Origin of the sequence: Pararhodospirillum oryzae (assembly GCF_007992075.1) — a bacterium.
Classification (GTDB): Bacteria; Pseudomonadota; Alphaproteobacteria; order Rhodospirillales; family Rhodospirillaceae; genus Pararhodospirillum; species Pararhodospirillum oryzae.
The window spans coordinates 1-18,368 of record NZ_BJZO01000073.1 but is presented as its reverse complement, the minus strand read 5'-3'; the positions used below and the strand labels follow the sequence as shown (position 1 = coordinate 18,368).

At 65.2% G+C, this 18,368-nt stretch carries 12 protein-coding genes; all 12 read left to right on the top strand.

The annotated features are described in order from the left end of the window. Positions 1 to 3,935: DUF5801 repeats-in-toxin domain-containing protein (locus tag ROR02_RS17255; RefSeq protein ID WP_147164376.1), on the top strand; the 3,935-nt coding region annotated here is incomplete at its 5' end. A 180-nt stretch (positions 3,936 to 4,115) separates the two neighbouring features. Beyond that, on the top strand, positions 4,116 to 5,168 hold the full coding sequence (locus tag ROR02_RS12545) for a ParA family protein (protein ID WP_147164375.1): 1,053 nt from the start codon (positions 4,116 to 4,118) through the stop codon (positions 5,166 to 5,168). Between the two features lie 176 nt (positions 5,169 to 5,344). After that, positions 5,345 to 6,436 (top strand): UDP-3-O-(3-hydroxymyristoyl)glucosamine N-acyltransferase, encoded by a 1,092-nt coding sequence (gene lpxD, locus ROR02_RS12540; RefSeq protein ID WP_147164374.1) that lies wholly within the window; start codon positions 5,345 to 5,347, stop codon positions 6,434 to 6,436. 35 nt (positions 6,437 to 6,471) lie between these two features. Further along, positions 6,472 to 6,723, top strand: coding sequence for an acyl carrier protein (locus ROR02_RS12535; RefSeq protein WP_147164373.1), 252 nt, complete (start codon positions 6,472 to 6,474; stop codon positions 6,721 to 6,723). Positions 6,724 to 6,902: 179 nt separating this feature from the next. After that, the gene (locus ROR02_RS12530; protein WP_147164372.1) at positions 6,903 to 8,117 is read left to right on the top strand and encodes a beta-ketoacyl-[acyl-carrier-protein] synthase family protein; all 1,215 of its coding nucleotides are present in this window, start codon (positions 6,903 to 6,905) and stop codon (positions 8,115 to 8,117) included. Between the two features lie 176 nt (positions 8,118 to 8,293). After that, positions 8,294 to 9,496, top strand: a complete 1,203-nt coding sequence (floR, locus tag ROR02_RS12525; protein WP_147164371.1) for a chloramphenicol/florfenicol efflux MFS transporter FloR — start codon at positions 8,294 to 8,296, stop codon at positions 9,494 to 9,496. Between the two features lie 548 nt (positions 9,497 to 10,044). Beyond that, positions 10,045 to 10,134: a potassium-transporting ATPase subunit F gene (locus ROR02_RS17590; protein WP_147164370.1), complete on the top strand. Its 90-nt coding sequence runs from the start codon at positions 10,045 to 10,047 to the stop codon at positions 10,132 to 10,134. A 138-nt stretch (positions 10,135 to 10,272) separates the two neighbouring features. After that, positions 10,273 to 11,982, top strand: a complete 1,710-nt coding sequence (kdpA, locus tag ROR02_RS12515; RefSeq protein ID WP_147164369.1) for a potassium-transporting ATPase subunit KdpA — start codon at positions 10,273 to 10,275, stop codon at positions 11,980 to 11,982. Positions 11,983 to 12,109: 127 nt separating this feature from the next. Further along, a complete protein-coding gene (gene kdpB / locus ROR02_RS12510; RefSeq protein ID WP_147164368.1) occupies positions 12,110 to 14,170 on the top strand; it encodes a potassium-transporting ATPase subunit KdpB in 2,061 nt (686 codons plus the stop codon). A gap of 20 nt (positions 14,171 to 14,190) precedes the next feature. After that, positions 14,191 to 14,820 (top strand): potassium-transporting ATPase subunit KdpC, encoded by a 630-nt coding sequence (gene kdpC / locus ROR02_RS12505; RefSeq protein WP_147164367.1) that lies wholly within the window; start codon positions 14,191 to 14,193, stop codon positions 14,818 to 14,820. Further along, positions 14,817 to 17,528, top strand: a complete 2,712-nt coding sequence (locus tag ROR02_RS12500; protein WP_147164366.1) for a sensor histidine kinase — start codon at positions 14,817 to 14,819, stop codon at positions 17,526 to 17,528. Before kdpC ends, ROR02_RS12500 begins: the two co-directional genes overlap by 4 nt. Then, positions 17,506 to 18,204: a response regulator transcription factor gene (locus ROR02_RS12495; RefSeq protein WP_147164365.1), complete on the top strand. Its 699-nt coding sequence runs from the start codon at positions 17,506 to 17,508 to the stop codon at positions 18,202 to 18,204. The genes ROR02_RS12500 and ROR02_RS12495 overlap by 23 nt, the downstream gene beginning before the upstream one ends. Positions 18,205 to 18,368: the final 164 nt, after the last annotated feature.

The window sequence follows — 18,368 nt, the reverse complement described above, 5'->3', positions numbered from 1 at the left end:
AGGCCGGGAACGACACGCTGGACGGCGGGGCGGGCGACGACACGCTGTACGGGGACGGCGGCCACGACGTTCTGGACGGCGGCGCGGGCAGCGACCTGCTGTACGGTGGGGCCGGGAACGACACGCTGTACGGCGGTGCCGATCCTGGCGTGGGAGGCACGACGGGTACCATTTCGAGCGATAACGTTCTGTCCAGTGACAGCGGCTTTACCGTGACGGCGCGCCATGACCCGGACGCGGCGTTCAGTGCCGACGCCATTCAGGTCACTGGCGCTTTGATTGGTGTCCGTGGAGAGACGGCGCCTAACGCGCCGAGCGAGCAGTTGGGCCACGATCCGGCTTCGGGCACGAGCGAGGAAATCAAGGTCGAGTTCGACAGCCCGGTTTTCACCGTGCGGGCGGGGTATTGCAACTTGTTCCAGACCGAGGCCGGAGGCGAGGTCGGGACCTGGACGGCCTATGACGCCAGCGGCACCGTCGTCGGGCATGGTTCCTTCATGGCCGCGGCAGGCGAAAACACGGGCGAGATCACGATCACCGCGGAGAATGGCACTGCCTTCTCGTCGGTTGTCTTCTCGGCGGCCGCGTACAACGGGGGCGATCCCCAGAACCATTCAGACAGTTCGGACTACTTCCTGACCACCATCGAATACGATGACTTCCCCTCGGGGGCCGGTGCCCTTGCTGGTTCCGATACCCTCTATGGCGGGGAGGGAGACGACGTTCTGGACGGCGGCGCCGGTTCGGACCTGGTGGATGGCGGCGCGGGCAACGATACGGGTCTGTTCACGCCAAGCGAGGGCGGCGGCGATGTCTACGACGGTGGGTCGGGGACGGACACGCTGCGGATCACCCTGTCGGCCGAGGATATGAGGAATCCGGCGGTGCTGAGCGATATTCAGGCACTGCGGGCCTTCGTCGCCGAGCACAGCGATCCGACAAGCGAAAGCGGCGAGGGGGTTTCGCGGACCTTCGAGACGCTGGGCATCACGGTGAGCAACTGGGAACACGTCGAGATCGTGGGGCCGGATGGGAACCTGATCACGGCGGACACGCCCGACCTGACGGTGAGCGCCGCGAGCGGGGTTGAGGATACGGCCATCGATCTGGCGGCGCACATCCAGGCAACCCTTCCCGATACCAATGGGATCGACGAAACCCTGACCATCACCTTGGAGCACATCCCCGAAGGGGCCGTGCTGCGCGATGGAGATGGCCATGCGCTGACGGTCGAAAACGGCTCGATCACCTTGAACGCGGACCAGTTGGAAGGGTTGACGATCACCCCGCCGGCGGATAGCGCCGACGACTTCACCGTGAAGGTGACGGCAACGGCCACCGCGCCCGATGGATCGGAAGCCACGACCACGGCCGATCTGGACATCGAGGTGCGCCCCGACGCGGACCAGCCGGATCTGTCGGCGCACGCGACGCTGGGAGCCACGGGGCAGGGGACGGTCGAGGTTGCCCTGGATATCGAAACCCGGGTGACCGACACCGACGGGTCGGAAACCATTACCGCCATCGTGGTGTCGGGCGTGCCCGACGGCGTTGAGCTGTCGGCGGGCGAGGACCTGGGCGGCGGGCGCTGGTCGCTGAGCACCGATCAGCTGTCTGGTTTGTCGATGACCGTGCCGCAAGGGATGTCGGACTTCAGCCTGGGGGTGGCGGTGACCGTGACCGACGTGGACACGGAAAACCCCGACCTGACCGACACCACCACGCGGGAAACCACGGTGACGGTTGACATGCCCTCGACCCTGACCCAGGAGATCGTGAGCCTTGATGAATCGTCCCACGCCACTTTGCATGGCACGATCGATTTCAATGTCGGGCTGTCGGGTCCCGCGACCCTGGCCCTGACCGGCCTGGCCGACGGTGCCGACCCGTTGACCAGCGGAGGCGAGGCGGTTCACGTGAGTGTGTCGAACGATGGCACGTCGATGACGGGCGCGCTGGCGGATGGCACCACGGTGTTCCAGGTCACCTTGAACGCCCAGACCGGGGCGTACACCTATACCCAGTCGCAGCCGCTGGACCATGGCGAACCGGGGTCGGGCACCGACGACGTGTTGCCGGTGCGCATTGGCGTGAAGTTGGCCGACGCCACCGGGGGCGAGGCCGAGACGGAACTGCGGGTCAACGTCATTGATGGCGAGCCGACAACCACGACCAGTTCCTTGACCATGACTCCGGCACCGGCGCCGGACTACCACGCGGTGATGACCCTGGATTGCTCGGGCTCGATGTACATGGCTTCGGTGGGGGGGCGGGTGATCACCCCGGAGGAAGAGGTTACTAACCGCTTGGCTCTGGCCGTGGACGCCATCCGGGAAATGGCTGCCGATTATTTCCAGGTTGGCGGTAATGGAACCCAGATTACGGTGAGTTTGTTTGGCGGGGATAGCTCGCCTGTCATGCTGGGAACCTTCAACAGCATGGCGGCGTTGAACACCCAGCTTGATCGCATCAATACCCATGGGACCGAGGGGCAGATCCAGAATTCGCTGCAACATCTTGGCGTGGGCAGCTTTATGACCAACTACTACTCAGGGACGACTGGGCTGATGCAGGGGTACACCCATGTGACCGAGGGACAGATCCCGGTCATGTATTTCCTGTCCGATGGCGATCACACCCAAGGGGGAAGTCGCAATATCTTCAGTCCCAGTGCGTCTGGTTCGTACGGCGCAACCGGAACGTGGTCTAATTTCCTTAACAATCACTCCGAAGTGAAGCTTTACGGCGTTGGGATGGGGAATAGTGTCAATGTCCATTCTGACGAGTTCAAGCTGGTGGTGCCCAATGACGACAATCGTATTCAGGTATCGGATCTCAACCAGCTTGAGAAGACCCTGACCTCGACCGTGCCGACCACGGGCACCGGCAATGTGCTCGATCACGTGACCCCGGGCAGCGATGGCGATGTGCACATCACCACGCTGACGGTGGGCGACGTGGTCTATACCTACGACGCCGACCACGGGACGGTCTCGGCCAGCGATCACAGCAGCGTGAGTGTCGATCACGGCGAGATCAGCGTGACCACCGACCTTCACGGCACCTTGTCGTTTAATTTCGAAACCGGCGACTACCAGTACTCTGCCGCCGCCAACACGCCCGAAGGCCACGAGAACTTTACGTATGGCGTGGTCGACGGGGATGGCGACACCGCCTATGGAACCTTGTCGGTGACCCTGACCGATGGCGACGCCAGCAACGGCACGGGCGTGGAGTACAGCGCGCCGGTGTTCAGCGAGGCATCCGATCATGTGACCTACCACACGACGGACAGCTTCACGGGCGACATGACCCTTGTCGCTGCCGGAGGCAACGACGTGATTGATTTCGGTGCCTATCTGGCCAGCCATGGCGCGTTGACCATGGACATGGGCAGCGGCAACGATACCGCCATCGGGGGCGGGGGCGACGATACCCTGATGGGCGGGAGCGGCGACGACCTGCTGGTGGGCGGGGCCGGCGACGACCTGCTGCAAGGCGGTCTGGGCAGCGACACCTTGCAAGGGGGCATCGGCGATGACCTGCTGCAAGGCGGCTTGGGGGACGACCTACTGCAAGGCGGGGCGGGCGACGACACCTTGTCGGGCGGCTGGGGCGACGACACCATGGACGGGGGAGCTGGCAACGACCTGTTCTTCTTTGATGGCGGGCGCGATGTGATCAACGGAGAGGGGGTCGGCTGGACCGGCGGCGACGATACGGACCAGACCGACGTGCTCAGCCTGCGCGGCACCGCCTTCGAAGGGGCCGACTGGACGCTGTACGACAGCGATCACAACGTGGTCGTCACCAGCGAGCAGATGGGAGCGGGGCAGCATTCGTTCGACTTGTCGGACAGCAGTGGAACCCTGGTCATCGACGGCACGACCGAGCATCAGGTGGAATTCCAGAACATCGATCGTCTGGAGTTCTAACGTTTCCAACAATGTCTTCGGGCAGGAGGATTTCTGGTCTGGTCTTCTGCCCGAAACAGCCTTGAATTTCCGGTTGAAACGTTCTGGCGGCGGCTCCGTGGGGATATCGGAGCCGCCCCTTATCTGCTAGGCTCCGTTCCGACGAGCCCGCCGGGGGCTTTTTCCAGGACACTGATCGGAATGGCACCTTCCCGCGAGGCGACCCTGATTGCCGTTTTCAACCAGAAGGGCGGCATCGGCAAAACGACGACGGCCACCAATCTGGCCGTCTGTCTGGCCGCGATGGGATTTCGGGCTGGCCTGATTGACCTGGACACCCAGGGCAACGCGACTTCCAGCCTGGGGCTGGTGCCGGCGCCGGCCTATGGCAGCCATGACCTGCTTTTCGGTCGCCAGCCGTTGGCCGAACTGTTCCTGCCCACGGTGTTTCCTCGCCTGTTCGTGTGCGGGGCGAACGATCTGCTGACCACGGCGGAAATCCGCCTGTCGATGCAAAGGAACCCCCATGATGTGTTGCGCCGCCGCCTGGCGCGCGACCGGCTGGGGCTGGATTTCCTGGTGATCGATTGCCCGCCGGCTTTCGGCATGCTGCCCTTGAACGCGCTCGCGGCGGCCCGGCGCGCCATCATGCCGGTAACCGCCGAGCCGCTGGCGCACCACGGCGCCCAAAAGGCGTGGACCAACCTGCGCCGGGTGGCGGGATCGTTGAACCCGGGATTGTCGCGCCCCGACATCGTTCTGACCATGAGCGGCGCCACGCGCCAGGCCGGGGACGTGACGGCCACCATCCAGCGGGAATTCGGCGTCCAGGTTTTCGATACGGAAATCCCCCGCGATCCGGCGGTGATCCGGGCCTCGCTCGCCGACATGCCGGTGTGCGTTTACGAGCCCTCGGCGCCGGCGGCACGGGCTTCGCTGCGCCTGGCCATCGAGTTTCTGGGGCGCGAACGGGAAAGACGCGATGGCTTCGACCCCGACCGGCCTCGTTTGGACGAGGGCAGCGGCGCCATGCGCCTGGGGTGGTCGGATTTCGACGCGGTGCATGAAATCCTGCGCCGTTGGAATGCCCGGCTGCGTCCACCGATGGCCCCGGAAGGCGGATGGCCGGCGGCGGCGGCCGCCGCCTTGAAGGCACGCCGCGCGCGGGCCCCGAGGCCGGGGGAGCGCGAGCGTGGCGCCGAGGCCCCGGCCTATGCGCGCCTGCCCCGCGACTGGGTGAGCGAAACGACCTGACCCGACGCTCCCCAAGGGGAAGGACCAGGGGGAGGAAGGGGCGTGGGCGGACGATTGCAAAGGCATAGGGGAGTCGGTATGGTGCCTCGCGGTTTTTCGCCCGTCCTCATTGGCCGCAAGGTCGGGCGGGGTCTTCGAAAGCGTTTTTCCCTGGTTCGTGAAGGCGATCTTTTTCGATGGATTTGACGGCGCTGGCCCTCCTTCTTGATGGGCAGGTTCATGGCAAGGGTGATCTGACCTTCGATCGGCCGGCTCATCCCGACCACGCGGGCGACACGGATCTGGCGGTGGCCATGCAGGCCGATCTGCTGGACCGGCTGGGCGAAAGCCGGGCCCGGGTGGCCCTGGTCGCGCAAGGGGCGGAAGTTCCCGACGGCGCGGTTGACGCCTGGGTCAGCGTGGGACGCCCCCGTTTTGCCTTGCACCATCTCACCACGGCTTTTGCGTGGCCGGTGGCGGTGGCCCCCGGGGTGCATCCGCTGGCGGTGATCGAAGACGGCGCGGTCCTGGGGGCGGACGTCGCCATCGGGCCTTTCGTGCATGTCGGGGCTGGCGCGCGTGTCGGCCGGGGATGCAAGATCCTGAACGGGGTCAGCGTGGGCGCCGGGGCCGTGCTGGGCGAGGAGTGCCTTGTGTATCCGGGCGTGCGGATTGGCGACCGGGTGCGCCTGGGCAACCGGGTGATGATTCATGCCAATGCCTGCCTGGGCGCGGACGGGTTCAGTTTCGTCACGCCCGAGCCGGGATCGGTGGAAAGCGCCAAGGCCTCGGGTCGGGTCGAAGGCGCCAGTCAGGCGCTGGCGCGCATTCATTCCCTGGGCGCGGTGGTGATTGGCGACGATGTCGAGATCGGGGCCAACACCTGCATCGACCGGGGCACGCTGGCCGATACCGAGGTGGGGGCGGGAACCAAGATCGATGACCTGGTGATGATCGGGCATAACGTCCGGATTGGTCGGTCGTGCATGCTGTGTGGCCAGGTTGGGATCGCCGGAAGCTCGGTCGTTGGGAATGGCGTGGTTCTGGCCGGTGGCGTGGGCGTGGGCGATCATTCGGTGATCGGTGATTTTGCCGTGATCGGAGCCCGGTCGGGAATCAGTGGTCATATTCCGCCGCGTTCGGTGTGGTTGGGCTATCCGGCCATGCCCAAGGACGCGGCCATGGAATCGTATCGCCTGATGCGGCGGCTACGGTCCTTGTTCAAGGATGTGTCTGATTTGAAGAAGGTGGCGCGATCCTTGCCTTCTTCCTTGTCTTCGTCTTCGTGATCCCGTCTTTGTCAATGGATTGATTTGGTCGAACAATGAGCGACATTGAAAACAAGATCTACGACATCATCGTCGAGAAGACGGGGGTCAACCGTGGCAAGCTGCGGCGTGACGCCATCCTGGGGGATCTGAATATTTCCTCGCTGGATTTTGTCGAAATCCTTTTCTCGGTCGAGGAAACCTTTGATATTGAGGTTCCCTACAACGCCAATACACAAGATCAGGATTTCAAGACACTGGGCGATATCATTTCGGCCGTTGAAACCCTGGTGACGGAACGCGACTGACCAGCGGTCGGGCGCCGACGCCTCCCTTGTTCCCCGCAGGCTGGATTCCGGTGCGCCGGGCCGGTGCCCATGACGGGGAAAAGGCAGGGGGCGGGATCCACGCGATCCGCGAGCCGGCAGGAGCCGCCGGCGGCGGACGGCGGGGAGAGTTTTTTATCATTGGTGAAGAGGTCCAGGCGATGCGCCGGGTTGTGGTAACGGGGATGGGCGTGGTCTCGGCGATCGGGACCGGAGTCGATCAATACCGCGAGGCGATCGCGGGAGCGAAGGGGGGAATCGGTCCGATCGAGACCATTTCCACCGAGCGCCTGACGGTGCGCACGGCGGCCGAGGTCAAGGGGTTCGATCCGGCCGCGCATTTTACCCAAACCGAACTGACCGCCCTGGACCGCTTTTCCCAGTTCGCCCTGGTGGCGGCGCGCGAGGCGATGGCGTCGAGCGGGTTGACCATGGACGAAACCCTGGCCCCGCGCGCGGCGTGCATCGTGGGCTCGGGGGCTGGCGGCCAGCTCACCATCGAGGAAGGCTTTCGCCGTCTGTACGAGGAAGGCAAGCACCGGGTCCCGCCGCTGACCGTGCCCCGCTACATGAGCAGCGCCGCCGTGAGCCAGGTCAGCATGGCGCTGGGGCTGAAAGGGCCCTCGTTCGGGGTATCGAGCGCCTGCGCCACGGCGACCCACGCCATTGGCCTGGGCTTCCAGATGGTGCGTGGCGGTCTGGCGGATGTCGCGGTCGTGGGGGGCGCCGAAGCCCCCTTGAGCATGGGGTGCATCAAGTCGTGGGAAGCCCTGCGGGTGGTGTCCAAGGATACCTGCCGCCCGTTCTGCAAGGACCGCACGGGCATGGTGTTGGGCGAGGGCGCCGGGATTTTCGTGCTGGAAACCCTGGACGCGGCGCGGCGGCGCGGAGCCCCCATCCTGGCGGAAGTGATCGGGTTTGGCATGAGCGCCGATGCCGGCGACCTGCTGAGCCCCTCGCCCGAGGGCGCGGCGCGGGCCGTGCGGGCCGCCTTGGACGACGCGGCGATCGCGCCCGAGGTGGTGACCTACGTCAACGCCCATGGCACCGGCACGGCCGCGAACGATGGCGCCGAAACCAAGGCCATTCACCAGGTTTTCGGGGCGCACGCTCCCACGCTGATGGTGTCCTCGACCAAGTCGTTCCACGGTCATGCCCTGGGCGCCTCGGGGGCGATCGAACTGGTGGCCACCGTGATGGCCGTGCACGACGGGCTGGTGGCCCCGACCTTGAACTTCACCACCCCCGATCCCGAGTGTGATCTGGATTACGTGCCCAACGACCCCCGGCACGAGCAGGTGGACGTGGCGCTGTCGAACAGCTTTGCGTTCGGGGGATTGAACGCGGTTCTGGCCGTCCGCCGCTTCGCGGGGTAACCACCTGCTTCCGAAGACAGCCAGCGTGAGGTCAATGCCATGGGGTCCGGTAAGTCCGCAGACAACCAAGCCGCAACAACAGATCTTTGTTGTTGCGGCGTTCTGTGAAAATCATCCTATGTGAGGGATGACGAGCAGACGCCGCCCGGTTTTCTCGATCGAGTGGCTTGTCTGTCATGACTTCCAAACGTTCCACGTGGGCCTGCACGCTCCCGGCGGCACTGCTGCTGATGGCTCCCTTCGATATCCTCGCTTCCCTGGCGATGGATATTTATCTTCCCGTCGTTGCGGCGATGCCCGGCATCCTGAACACGACGCCCTCCATGATTCAACTCACGCTGAGCCTTTACATGGTGATGCTTGGCGTGGGGCAGGTCATTTTCGGGCCGATTTCGGATCGCATCGGGAGACGGCCCATCCTGCTCGCGGGCGGAGCGCTTTTTATTGTCGCGTCTCTTGGAGCGGCGGGCTCGTCCACAGCCGCCGCCTTTGTTGCCTTCCGTCTGCTTCAGGCGGTTGGGGCATCGGCCGCGCTGGTGGCGACGTTCGCAACGGTTCGCGACGTTTACGCCCGCCGCCCCGAGGGGGTGGTCATCTACGGCCTTTTCAGTTCCATTCTGGCCTTCGTGCCCGCCCTTGGCCCCATCGCGGGTGCGTTAATCGCAGAGTTTCTTGGCTGGCGGGCGATCTTTCTCACGCTGGCCGCCCTTGCGCTCCCCGCGCTCTTGCATGCCGGTTTCAGATGGGAAGAAACCCGGCCGTTGGATGCCACGACGAAGCACCGGTCCGTTCTGCCGGTGTTCGCAAGTCCGGATTTCTGGGTTTACACGCTTGGCCTGAGTGCCGCCATGGGCACTTTTTTCGTTTTCTTCTCGACGGCCCCTCGTGTGCTCACAGGGCAGGCGGGTTATTCAGAGATCGGTTTCGGCTTTTCTTTTGCAACCGTCGCCTTCGTCATGATCGCGACAAGCCGTTTCGCGAAATCCTTCGTCGCCAGATGGGGCGTCGCGGGATGCGTGGCACGCGGGATGGCGTTGCTTCTTGGCGGGGCGATCCTGCTCGGGATCGGCCAGGTTTCGGGCGTGCCGTCATTCCTCACCTTCATCGTGCCGATGTGGGTCATGGCGGTTGGCATTGTCTTCACGGCCTCCGTTACCGCCAACGGCGCGCTGGCGCGGTTCGATCATATCGCGGGATCGGCGGTCGCGTTTTACTTCTGCATCCAAAGCCTGATCGTCAGCATCGTTGGCACCTTGGCGGTCAGGCTGTTGAACGGCGATACGGCATGGCCTGTGATCTGTTACGCGACGATGATGGCGGTGCTGGTCTTGGGAGGGCTGGCACTCCTGCGAGTTCTCGACGGTCCTGCCAGGAAATAATACGAATCCAGGACATCCTGGGTGCCTTCACCCGCGAGAGCGGCGCGGCCTGGAGGCGATGCCCCGGGCCCCGCTCCGTTTCTTGCCGTCAAGGAAAGGAGTCTTTGGCGTCAGGACGAGGCGACGTCGATTGCCGACGGCCGGACCTTCCTTCCATCTTCTTCATGTGACAGCCAGACAGGCGGACGAGGCCACGGCGCCCGTGTTGCCCGCAGGGTTTATCAACACCTGCGTTCCATCAGGGAAGGGAATGGCTTTTTTATGCCGTCCTTATGTATTCCCCAAAAAACGATGTTGAGTTTTTACATCCTGGTTGGGTACCTTGCTGAATGAAAATAGGGAGTGCTTTTGACAGGAGTGTTATTATGTTTGATTTGATATACATCGCAGTAATTATAGTTTCGTTTTATGTTTTATTTAATTTTATAAGGTATATTTCCGGAAGATTTTGAAATAAAGCGCGAGATTTTTCATTTTTACAAAAACAATAATTGAATTGATTTGTTTTTTCTTCTATTTGTCAAGGCTTTTTAAAAGGAGTCATTCTGATGTCATTTGATTTGATATTATCCGGGGTAACGGCGGCTGGTTTGTTCGCGTATCTTTCTTTCGTTCTTGTGCATCCAGAGCGTTTCTAGAGCATTTTCAGCCGAAATGGGTGCCGTTTCCTTAACTTCAAAATATGACAACAGCAAAAGCTGAGAGCGCATCGGCTGATCCATTCTGATCGGAATGGGCTCCGGCGCGGGTTCCCATCGGAACAGGAGAGCCCTGTCATGAATGCCGAGAGTATCCTCATCCTTCTGGCCTTCTGCACGGTGATCGCCGCCCTGACTCCGGTTCTTGGTGGCTATCTTGAGCGGGTTTTCACGGGGAAACGGACCGTGGTGTCCGTTGTCCTGGGGCCGGTGGAGCGCATGCTTTCACGGCTGATGGGCGTGCGGGCCGATCAGGAACAATCGTGGTCCTCCTATGCCGCGTCCGTGCTGGCGGTGAACCTGGGCGGTGCGCTGGCGCTCTATGCCCTGCTGCGCACCCAGGATCTTCTGCCCCTCAACCCGGCCGGCGTGCCGGCCGTGGAGCCCGCCGTGGCGTTCAACATGGCGGTCAGTTTCGTGACCAATACCAACTGGCAGGCGATTTCCGGGGAAACGTCCCTTTCCCTGCTCAGCCAGATGGCCGGGCTGGGGGTTCAGAATTTCCTCTCGGCCGCGACGGGACTCGTGGTGGCGATCGCTCTCATGCGTGGGGTGGCGCGGCGCTCCTCGCGCACGGTGGGAAACTACTACCAGGACATGATTCGGGCGGTTCTCTACGTGCTGGCACCCTTGTGCCTGATTGGCGCCCTGGTCCTGGTCTGGCAGGGGGTGCCGCAAACCCTGCAAGCCCGTGTCGAGGCCACCACCATCGAGGGGGGGGCGCAAACCCTTGCCCTGGGGCCGGTCGCCTCGCAGGTGATGATCAAGAACCTGGGCACCAACGGCGGCGGATTTTTCGGGCAGAATGCCGCGCACCCCTATGAAAACCCGACCCCCTTGAGCAACTTCCTGACCCTGGTCTCGGTGTTCGCGCTGGGCGCGGCGCTGACCAACACCTTCGGGCGGATGGTGGGCGATGCGCGGCAGGGATGGGCTCTCCTGGGGGTCATGGGGATTTTGTTCGTGGGGGGCGTGATCGCCGCCAGCGTGGCCGAAAACCACTCCACTCCCGCCCTGCACGCCCTGGGACTGGCCAATCCCGTGGCCATGGAAGGCAAGGAAGTGCGTTTTGGCGTACCGGGATCGACCTTGTTCGCGGTGGTAACGACTGCCGCTTCGAACGGCGCCGTCAACGCCATGCACGACAGCCTGATGCCGCTGTCGGGACTGGTCACGCTGGTCAACATGCTGTTGGGCGAAATCATCGTGGGCGGCGTGGGCGCCGGGTTTTACGGGATGATCGTCTTCGTGCTGCTGAGCGTGTTCCTGGCCGGCTTGATGGTCGGGCGGTCGCCCGAATACCGGGGCAAGAAAATCGAAGCGCGCGAGATCACCCTGGCCGTTCTGGCCATCTTGGTGATGCCCGTCCTTGTGCTGGGGCTGGGAGCCCTGTCGTGCCTGGTTCCCGAGGCGCTGGCGTCGGTCCAGGCTCCGGGCCCTCATGGCCTGACCCAGCTTCTGTACGCCCATGCCTCGGCCGCCGCGAACAACGGATCCGCCTTTGGCGGTTTCGTGGCCAACACTCCTTACCAGAACACGGCGCTTGGTCTTGCGATGCTGGGGGGGCGTTTCCTGGTCATCATCCCGGTGCTGGCGATCGCCGGCAGCCTGGCGGCCAAGCGGGCTACCCCGGAAACCCCGGGAACCTTCCCCACCCATGGTCCGCTGTTCATGCTTTTGCTGGGGGGCGTGATCGGAATCGTGGGGGGGCTGACATTCCTGCCGGTGCTCGTCCTGGGGCCCGGCGCCGAGCACCTGCGGATGCTGTCGGGCACCTTGTTCCCCTGATCGCCAGTGCTGGGGGCGGGTGCGATCCCCGGTTTTCCCTCGCCGGTGCCAATCGGGGACCCGGGGAGTGATCTTCTCCCAACCCCACCCCCGTCAGGGCCGGCCTTCCAGACAAGGAATCCCTTTCATGACGCCCTCGTCCGTGCGCGTGCCCTTGCTGACCGGGGCCCTGGTGCGTCAGGCCCTGGTGCAGGCGCTGCGCAAGATTGATCCGCGCCACCTGAGCCGCAATCCCGTTGTGTTCGTGACCGCGGTTATCGCGACCGCGTGCACCGTCATGCTGGGGGAAGCGGTGCTGTTTCCTCCGGCCGAAGGCCCCGTCCTGCCCACGCCCGGGGTTCTGGCCCAGATCGTGGCTTGGTTGTGGGGCACGGTCTTGTTCGCGACCTTCGCCGAGGCCCTGGCCGAGGGGCGTGGCCAGGCCCAGGCCCAGGCCCTGCGCCGGGCCCGCACCGATACCGTGGCCCGGCGTCTCGGCGCGATCGATGCCCCCGAAACCGAGCGCGTTCTTGCGACCCAGTTACGCCAGGGGGACCTGGTGCGGGTCGAGCCCGGCGATCTGGTTCCCGGGGATGGAGAGGTGGTCGAGGGGATTGCCCTGGTCGATGAAAGCGCCATCACCGGTGAATCGGCGCCGGTGATCCGGGAATCGGGGGGGGATCGCTCGGCGGTGACAGGGGGGACCCGCGTCGTGTCGGACCGCCTTGTCGTGCGCATCACCGCCAATCCCGGGGACAACATGCTTGATCGCATGATCGCCCTGGTGGAAAGCGCGAAACGGCAGAAAACACCCAATGAAATCGCCCTGACCATTCTGCTGGTCGGGCTGACGATGATCTTTTTACTGGTGGTCGTGACCTTGCCGGCCTTCGCCGCCCAGCAGGGCATGGCGCTGCCCGTTCCCTTCCTGGCCGCCTTGCTGGTGACCTTGATCCCCACGACTATCGGCGGCCTGCTGTCGGCGATTGGCATCGCGGGCATGGACCGGCTGGTGCGCTTCAACGTGATCGCCAAGTCCGGCCGCGCGGTGGAGGCGGCGGGCGACGTGGACGTGCTGCTGCTGGACAAGACCGGCACCATCACCCTGGGGAACCGCCAGGCCGCCGCCTTCCTGCCCGTCCAAGGCGTCGAGGAACGGGATCTGGCGCAGGCCTCCCTTCTGGCTTCGCTGGCCGACGACACCGCCGAGGGTCGTTCGATCGTGGCCCTGGCGTGCGAACGCTTCGGGTTCGCGACCGACGCCCTGGATCGCTCGGGCCTGGTGTTCCAGCCCTTCACCGCCCAGTCGCGCATGAGCGGGGTGGACGGACCCGATGGGGTGTCGATCCGCAAGGGAGCCCCCGACCGTGTCCTGGGAATCCTGGAGGAAAGCCCGCCCCGTGATCTGGTGCGGGCGATCGAACGGGTGGCCAAGAACGGAGGAACCCCCCTGGTGGTGGCCCGAGACCATCGTCCCTTGGGGGTGATCGACCTGAAGGACATCGTCAAGCCGGGGCTGCGCGAGCGCTTCCAGACCTTGCGCCGCATGGGCATCAAGACCGTGATGGTGACCGGGGACAACCCGTTGACCGCCGCCGCCATCGCGGCCGAGGCAGGCGTGGACGATTTCCTGGCCGAAGCCACGCCGGAACGCAAGCTGGAGTTGATCCGCTCCCATCAGGCCGAGGGGCGCCTGGTCGCCATGTGTGGCGACGGCTCCAACGACGCCCCCGCCCTGGCCCAGGCCGACGTGGGCGTGGCCATGAACACGGGTACCCAGGCGGCGCGCGAGGCCGCCAACATGATCGATCTTGACAGCGATCCCACCAAGCTGATCGAGATTGTTCTGATCGGCAAGCAGCTGCTCATGAGCCGGGGGGCGCTGACCACCTTTTCCATCGCCAACGACGTGGCCAAGTATTTCGCCATTCTGCCGGCCTTGTTCTTGCCGGCCCTGCCCGAAATCGCGGCATTCGATGTCATGGGGTTGGGCAGTCCGTCCCGGGCCATTCTCTCGGCCTTGATTTTCAACGCCCTGATTATCGTTGCGCTGATTCCGCTGGCCCTGCGCGGGGTCAGTCCACGGCCGGCCAGTGCCTCGACCCTGCTCGCCCGCCACGCCCTGGTCTACGGGGTGGGGGGCGTGGTGGCCCCGTTCGTGGGCATCAAGGGCATCGACCTTGTGCTGGGATCCCTCGGCCTCGCCTGATCCACGGAAGGAAAACGACCATGATGCACGACGTGCGTCCGACGTTGGTGTTCCTGGCGGTGATGACCGCCTTGCTGGGTTTTGCCTACCCCCTGGCCGTGGCCGGTCTGGCCCAGGTGCTGTTTCCCTTCCAGGCCGGGGGCAGCCTGATCCAGGACCGCGACAAGACGGTGCGGGGATCGGCGCTGATCGCCCAGTCCTTCACGCGCGACCGGTATTTCCATCCCCGTCCGTCCCTGGCCGGACCGGCGGGGTTCGATGCCACGGCCTCGGGCGCGAGCAACCTGGGCCCCACCGACCGCGCCCTGGTCGACACGATCGCGCGCCGGGTGGCCGATGCCCGAGCCGCGGCCCCGGGTACCCGGGGGAAGATCCCCGCCGACCTGGTGACGGCGTCGGCCAGCGGTCTTGACCCCGATCTGTCGCCCGAGGCCGCGTTGTGGCAGGTCCCCCGGGTGGCCCGGGCGCGCGGCCTGCCCGAGGACCGGGTCCGTCAGGTGGTGGAAACCCTTCGTGCCCCCCCCCAGGGGGGCCTCCTGGGGCAGCCAAGGGTTAACGTGCTGCGGTTGAACCTGGCCCTGGATGCCCTGGACAGGCTCCCGTCGCCCGGGGCCGGGCCAACCGCCCCGGGATCCGGGTCCACCCCATGAGCACGCCCTCGTCCCGGCCGTCGCCCGACGCCTTGCTGGAGGAAGCCAATCGCGAGCGGCGGGGGCGGCTGAAAATTTTCCTGGGTGCCGCTCCCGGCGTGGGCAAGACCTACGCCATGCTGCAAGACGCCCAGGCCCGCAGGCAGGAAGGCGTGGATGTGGTTGTCGGCGTGGTGGAAACTCACGGCCGCGAGGAAACCGCCGCTCTTCTGGCCGGGCTGGATCTCCAGCCGCGCGCCTCCTTGGTGTATCGCGGGCGGGGGTTCGAGGAACTGGATCTCGACGGCCTGTTGCGTCGTCGCCCCGGGTTGATCCTGGTCGATGAACTGGCTCACACGAACGTGCCCGGGTCGCGCCATCTCAAGCGTTGGCAGGATGTGGACGAGTTGCTGGAAGCGGGGCTGGATGTCTATTCCACCCTGAACATCCAGCACCTGGAAAGCCTGAACGACGTGGTGGAACGCATCACCGGGGTGACGGTCCGCGAAACCCTGCCCGACGGCGTGCTTCACAAGGCCGATGATATCGAACTGATCGACCTGCCGCCCCTGGCCCTGATCCGGCGCTTGAACGAAGGCAAGGTGTACGTGCCCGATCAGGCCCAACGGGCCTTGCACCACTTCTTTTCACCGGGAACGCTCACCGCCTTGCGCGAAATGGCCCTGCGTCAGGCGGCGGAGCGGGTGGACGCGCAGATGATGCGCTACATGCGCACCCACGCCATCGCCGGGCCCTGGCCCACGCGCGAGAGGCTGTTGGTGTGCCTGGGGCGCGGGCCGCAGGCGCTGCGCCTGGTCCGTGCCGCCAAGCGGGCCGCCGAACGCCGTGCTTCGCCCTGGATCGCGCTGCATGTGGAAACCACCGCCGACCAGGCGGTGAGCGAGGAAGAAAAAGACGCCCTTTCCGCCGCCTTGCGCCTGGCCGAGCAGCTTGGCGGCGAAAGCGCCGTGGTCCAGGGGGAACAGATCGCCGACGAGGTTCTGGCCTTCGCGCGCGAACGCAACGCAAGCCTGATCATGGTCGGGCGCACCGGGGCTCGGTCCGGCCGGTGGCGCGGGCGTTCCCGTTTGTCGGCGGCCCTGCTGCGCCGGGCCCGGGGGATCGACATCCTGGTGGTGGCGGGGGAAGACGGGCCCTCGCCCTGGCCCCGCCTGGCCTGGCTCCCCCGGGAGCGCGAGGGGTGGCGGGGCTATGTTTTTGCTTTCCTGCTCGTGGCCGCCATTACCGGCGCCGGGTTGGTGATCGACCTGTGGTTGCCGGCGCAGGGTCTGTCGATGGCCTATTTGGCCGGCGTGCTGCTGGTGGCCATCCGCCACCGCCTGGGGCCCTCCATCTTCGCTTCGGTGCTGGGAGTGCTGGCCCTCGACTTCTGCTTCACCGCGCCTCACTTCACTTTCCGGATCCACGATACGCATAATCTCGTGACGGTCGGTTTTTTCCTGGTGCTTTCCATCGTCACCTCGAACGTGGCGGCCCGCATCCGCCAGCAGGTGGACATGGCTCGAACCAGCAATCGAAGGGTTGTAAATCTTTACGATTTCAATCGCCGGATCGCGGGCGCGGCCGGGCTGGACGATGTCCTGTGGGCGGTGGTCCATCATGTGGCGGCCACGGTGGGCGGGCAGTCGCTGGTGCTGATCCCCCAAGGCGAGACCCTGAGTGTCATGGCGGGGTATCCGCCCGAGGATGCCCTGGACGACAAATCCCTGGCCGCCGCCCGCTGGGCCTGGGATCACGGCAGCCCGGCCGGCCGGGGGTCGGCCACCTTGCCCGCCGCCGACTGGCTGTTCTTGCCCATGCGCACGGGGCGTGGCCCCGTGGGGGTGCTGGGGATCCGGCTGGGCGCGGGGCAATCCCTGATCGCCCCCGAACAGGGGCGCCTGATCGAAACCCTGGCCGACCAGGGGGCCGTTGCCATCGAGCGGACCACCCTGGTCGCCGATATCGAGAAGGCGCGCCTCGCGACCGAGACCGAGCGCCTGCGCACCGCCTTGCTGTCGTCGTTATCTCATGATCTGCGCACCCCCCTGGTGTCGATCCTGGGGGCGGCGACCAGTCTTTCCGCCTACGACGCGACGCTCAGCACCCGGCAGCGCCTGGATCTGGTGCAAACCATCCAGGAGGAAGCGGAACGGCTGAACCGTTTTGTTCAGAACCTGCTCGACATGACGCGCATCGGCGCCGGGGCCTTGAAACCCAGGACCGACTGGGTGGATCTGTCCGACATCGTTTCCGCCGCGGTGGCCCGCGCCAGCCGCATGCTGCGCCGACGGCCCTTGCGCCTGGATCTGGATCCGCTGCTGCCATTGATGGCACTGGATCCCGTTTTGATGGAACAGGTGTTCTTTAATCTGATCGACAATGCCTGCAAGTATTCCCCCGAGGGGACGGCGATCACGGTGTGGGCCCGGCGCCGTCCCACCCATGTGGTGATCGAGGTCTGCGACCTGGGTCCCGGCATTCCCGAAGCCGACCGCGAACGGGTGTTCGACATGTTCTACCGGGTGCAGGCCAAGGACAGCCAGACGGCGGGAACCGGGCTGGGGCTTGCCATCTGCCGGGGCATCGTCGAGGCTCATGGGGGAAGGATCTCGGCCCAGTCGGGCATCAACGACGCGGGAACATGCATCGTCATGACCCTTCCGGCGGGCGAGGAGCCGGCGGTGCCCGATCAGGGGGACGGAGATGGCCAAAATCCTGATCATTGACGACGAGCCCCAGATCCGCCGCTTCCTGAGCATCAGCCTGGGGGCGAACGGCCACGAGGTCGTGGAAAGCGACTCAGGCCAGGATGGCATCGCCACCGCGCTGCGTGAAAGCCCCGACCTGGTGATCTTGGACCTGGGGCTGCCCGACCGCGATGGCCAGGACGTGATCACCGCCTTGCGTGCCAGCGGGCCGGTGCCGATCATCGTCCTGTCGGTCCGCTCGGGGGAACGCGACAAGGTCGAGGCCCTCGACCGGGGCGCCGACGATTACGTGACCAAACCATTTGGCATCGCCGAACTGATGGCGCGGATCCGGGCGGCCTTGCGTCCGCGTCCGGGCACCGGCGTCCGGGCCCCCGGCCCCCTGGTCGTGGGCGGCCTTTGCATTGATCCGGAACACCGTCGGGTTACCCGGGACGGGGTTCCCGTGCCCTTGTCGCGCAAGGAATACGCCTTGCTGTCGCTGCTCGCCCGCCACGCCGATCACGTGCTGACCCACGCCGAACTGCTGCGCACGGTCTGGGGCGAGGCTCATGTTCACGACACGGCATACTTGCGAGTCTACATCAAGCAGCTTCGCCAGAAACTCGAACCGGACCCTGCCTTGCCCACCCTTATCCTCACGGAACTGGGCGTGGGCTACCGGCTGCGCACCCTTTCGGGCGACGCCGGCTGATCCCTGGCCGTGTGTTTTCGCGGCCTGGGCCAAGGTCATGAACGCCGACCGCCTCGCGTGCATTCTTGAGACCTGAAGGCGGAAAGGGGCCCGGGGCTGTCGTGGCTTTCCCGGGCCCTGATCCTTGTTCTTGTCCGGCCCGGGGCTCGGGCGAGTCATACCAA

What these genes read in the sequence shown, in the direction of transcription:
- ROR02_RS17590 (WP_147164370.1), top strand. Translation starts at nt 10,045, where the DNA reads ATGTCATTTGATTTGATATTATCCGGGGTAACGGCGGCTGGTTTGTTC.
- kdpC (WP_147164367.1), top strand. Translation starts at nt 14,191, where the DNA reads ATGATGCACGACGTGCGTCCGACGTTGGTGTTCCTGGCGGTGATGACC.
- ROR02_RS12495 (WP_147164365.1), top strand. Translation starts at nt 17,506, where the DNA reads ATGGCCAAAATCCTGATCATTGACGACGAGCCCCAGATCCGCCGCTTC.
- ROR02_RS12500 (WP_147164366.1), top strand. Translation starts at nt 14,817, where the DNA reads ATGAGCACGCCCTCGTCCCGGCCGTCGCCCGACGCCTTGCTGGAGGAA.
- kdpB (WP_147164368.1), top strand. Translation starts at nt 12,110, where the DNA reads ATGACGCCCTCGTCCGTGCGCGTGCCCTTGCTGACCGGGGCCCTGGTG.
- kdpA (WP_147164369.1), top strand. Translation starts at nt 10,273, where the DNA reads ATGAATGCCGAGAGTATCCTCATCCTTCTGGCCTTCTGCACGGTGATC.
- lpxD (WP_147164374.1), top strand. Translation starts at nt 5,345, where the DNA reads ATGGATTTGACGGCGCTGGCCCTCCTTCTTGATGGGCAGGTTCATGGC.
- ROR02_RS12545 (WP_147164375.1), top strand. Translation starts at nt 4,116, where the DNA reads ATGGCACCTTCCCGCGAGGCGACCCTGATTGCCGTTTTCAACCAGAAG.
- floR (WP_147164371.1), top strand. Translation starts at nt 8,294, where the DNA reads ATGACTTCCAAACGTTCCACGTGGGCCTGCACGCTCCCGGCGGCACTG.
- ROR02_RS12535 (WP_147164373.1), top strand. Translation starts at nt 6,472, where the DNA reads ATGAGCGACATTGAAAACAAGATCTACGACATCATCGTCGAGAAGACG.
- ROR02_RS12530 (WP_147164372.1), top strand. Translation starts at nt 6,903, where the DNA reads ATGCGCCGGGTTGTGGTAACGGGGATGGGCGTGGTCTCGGCGATCGGG.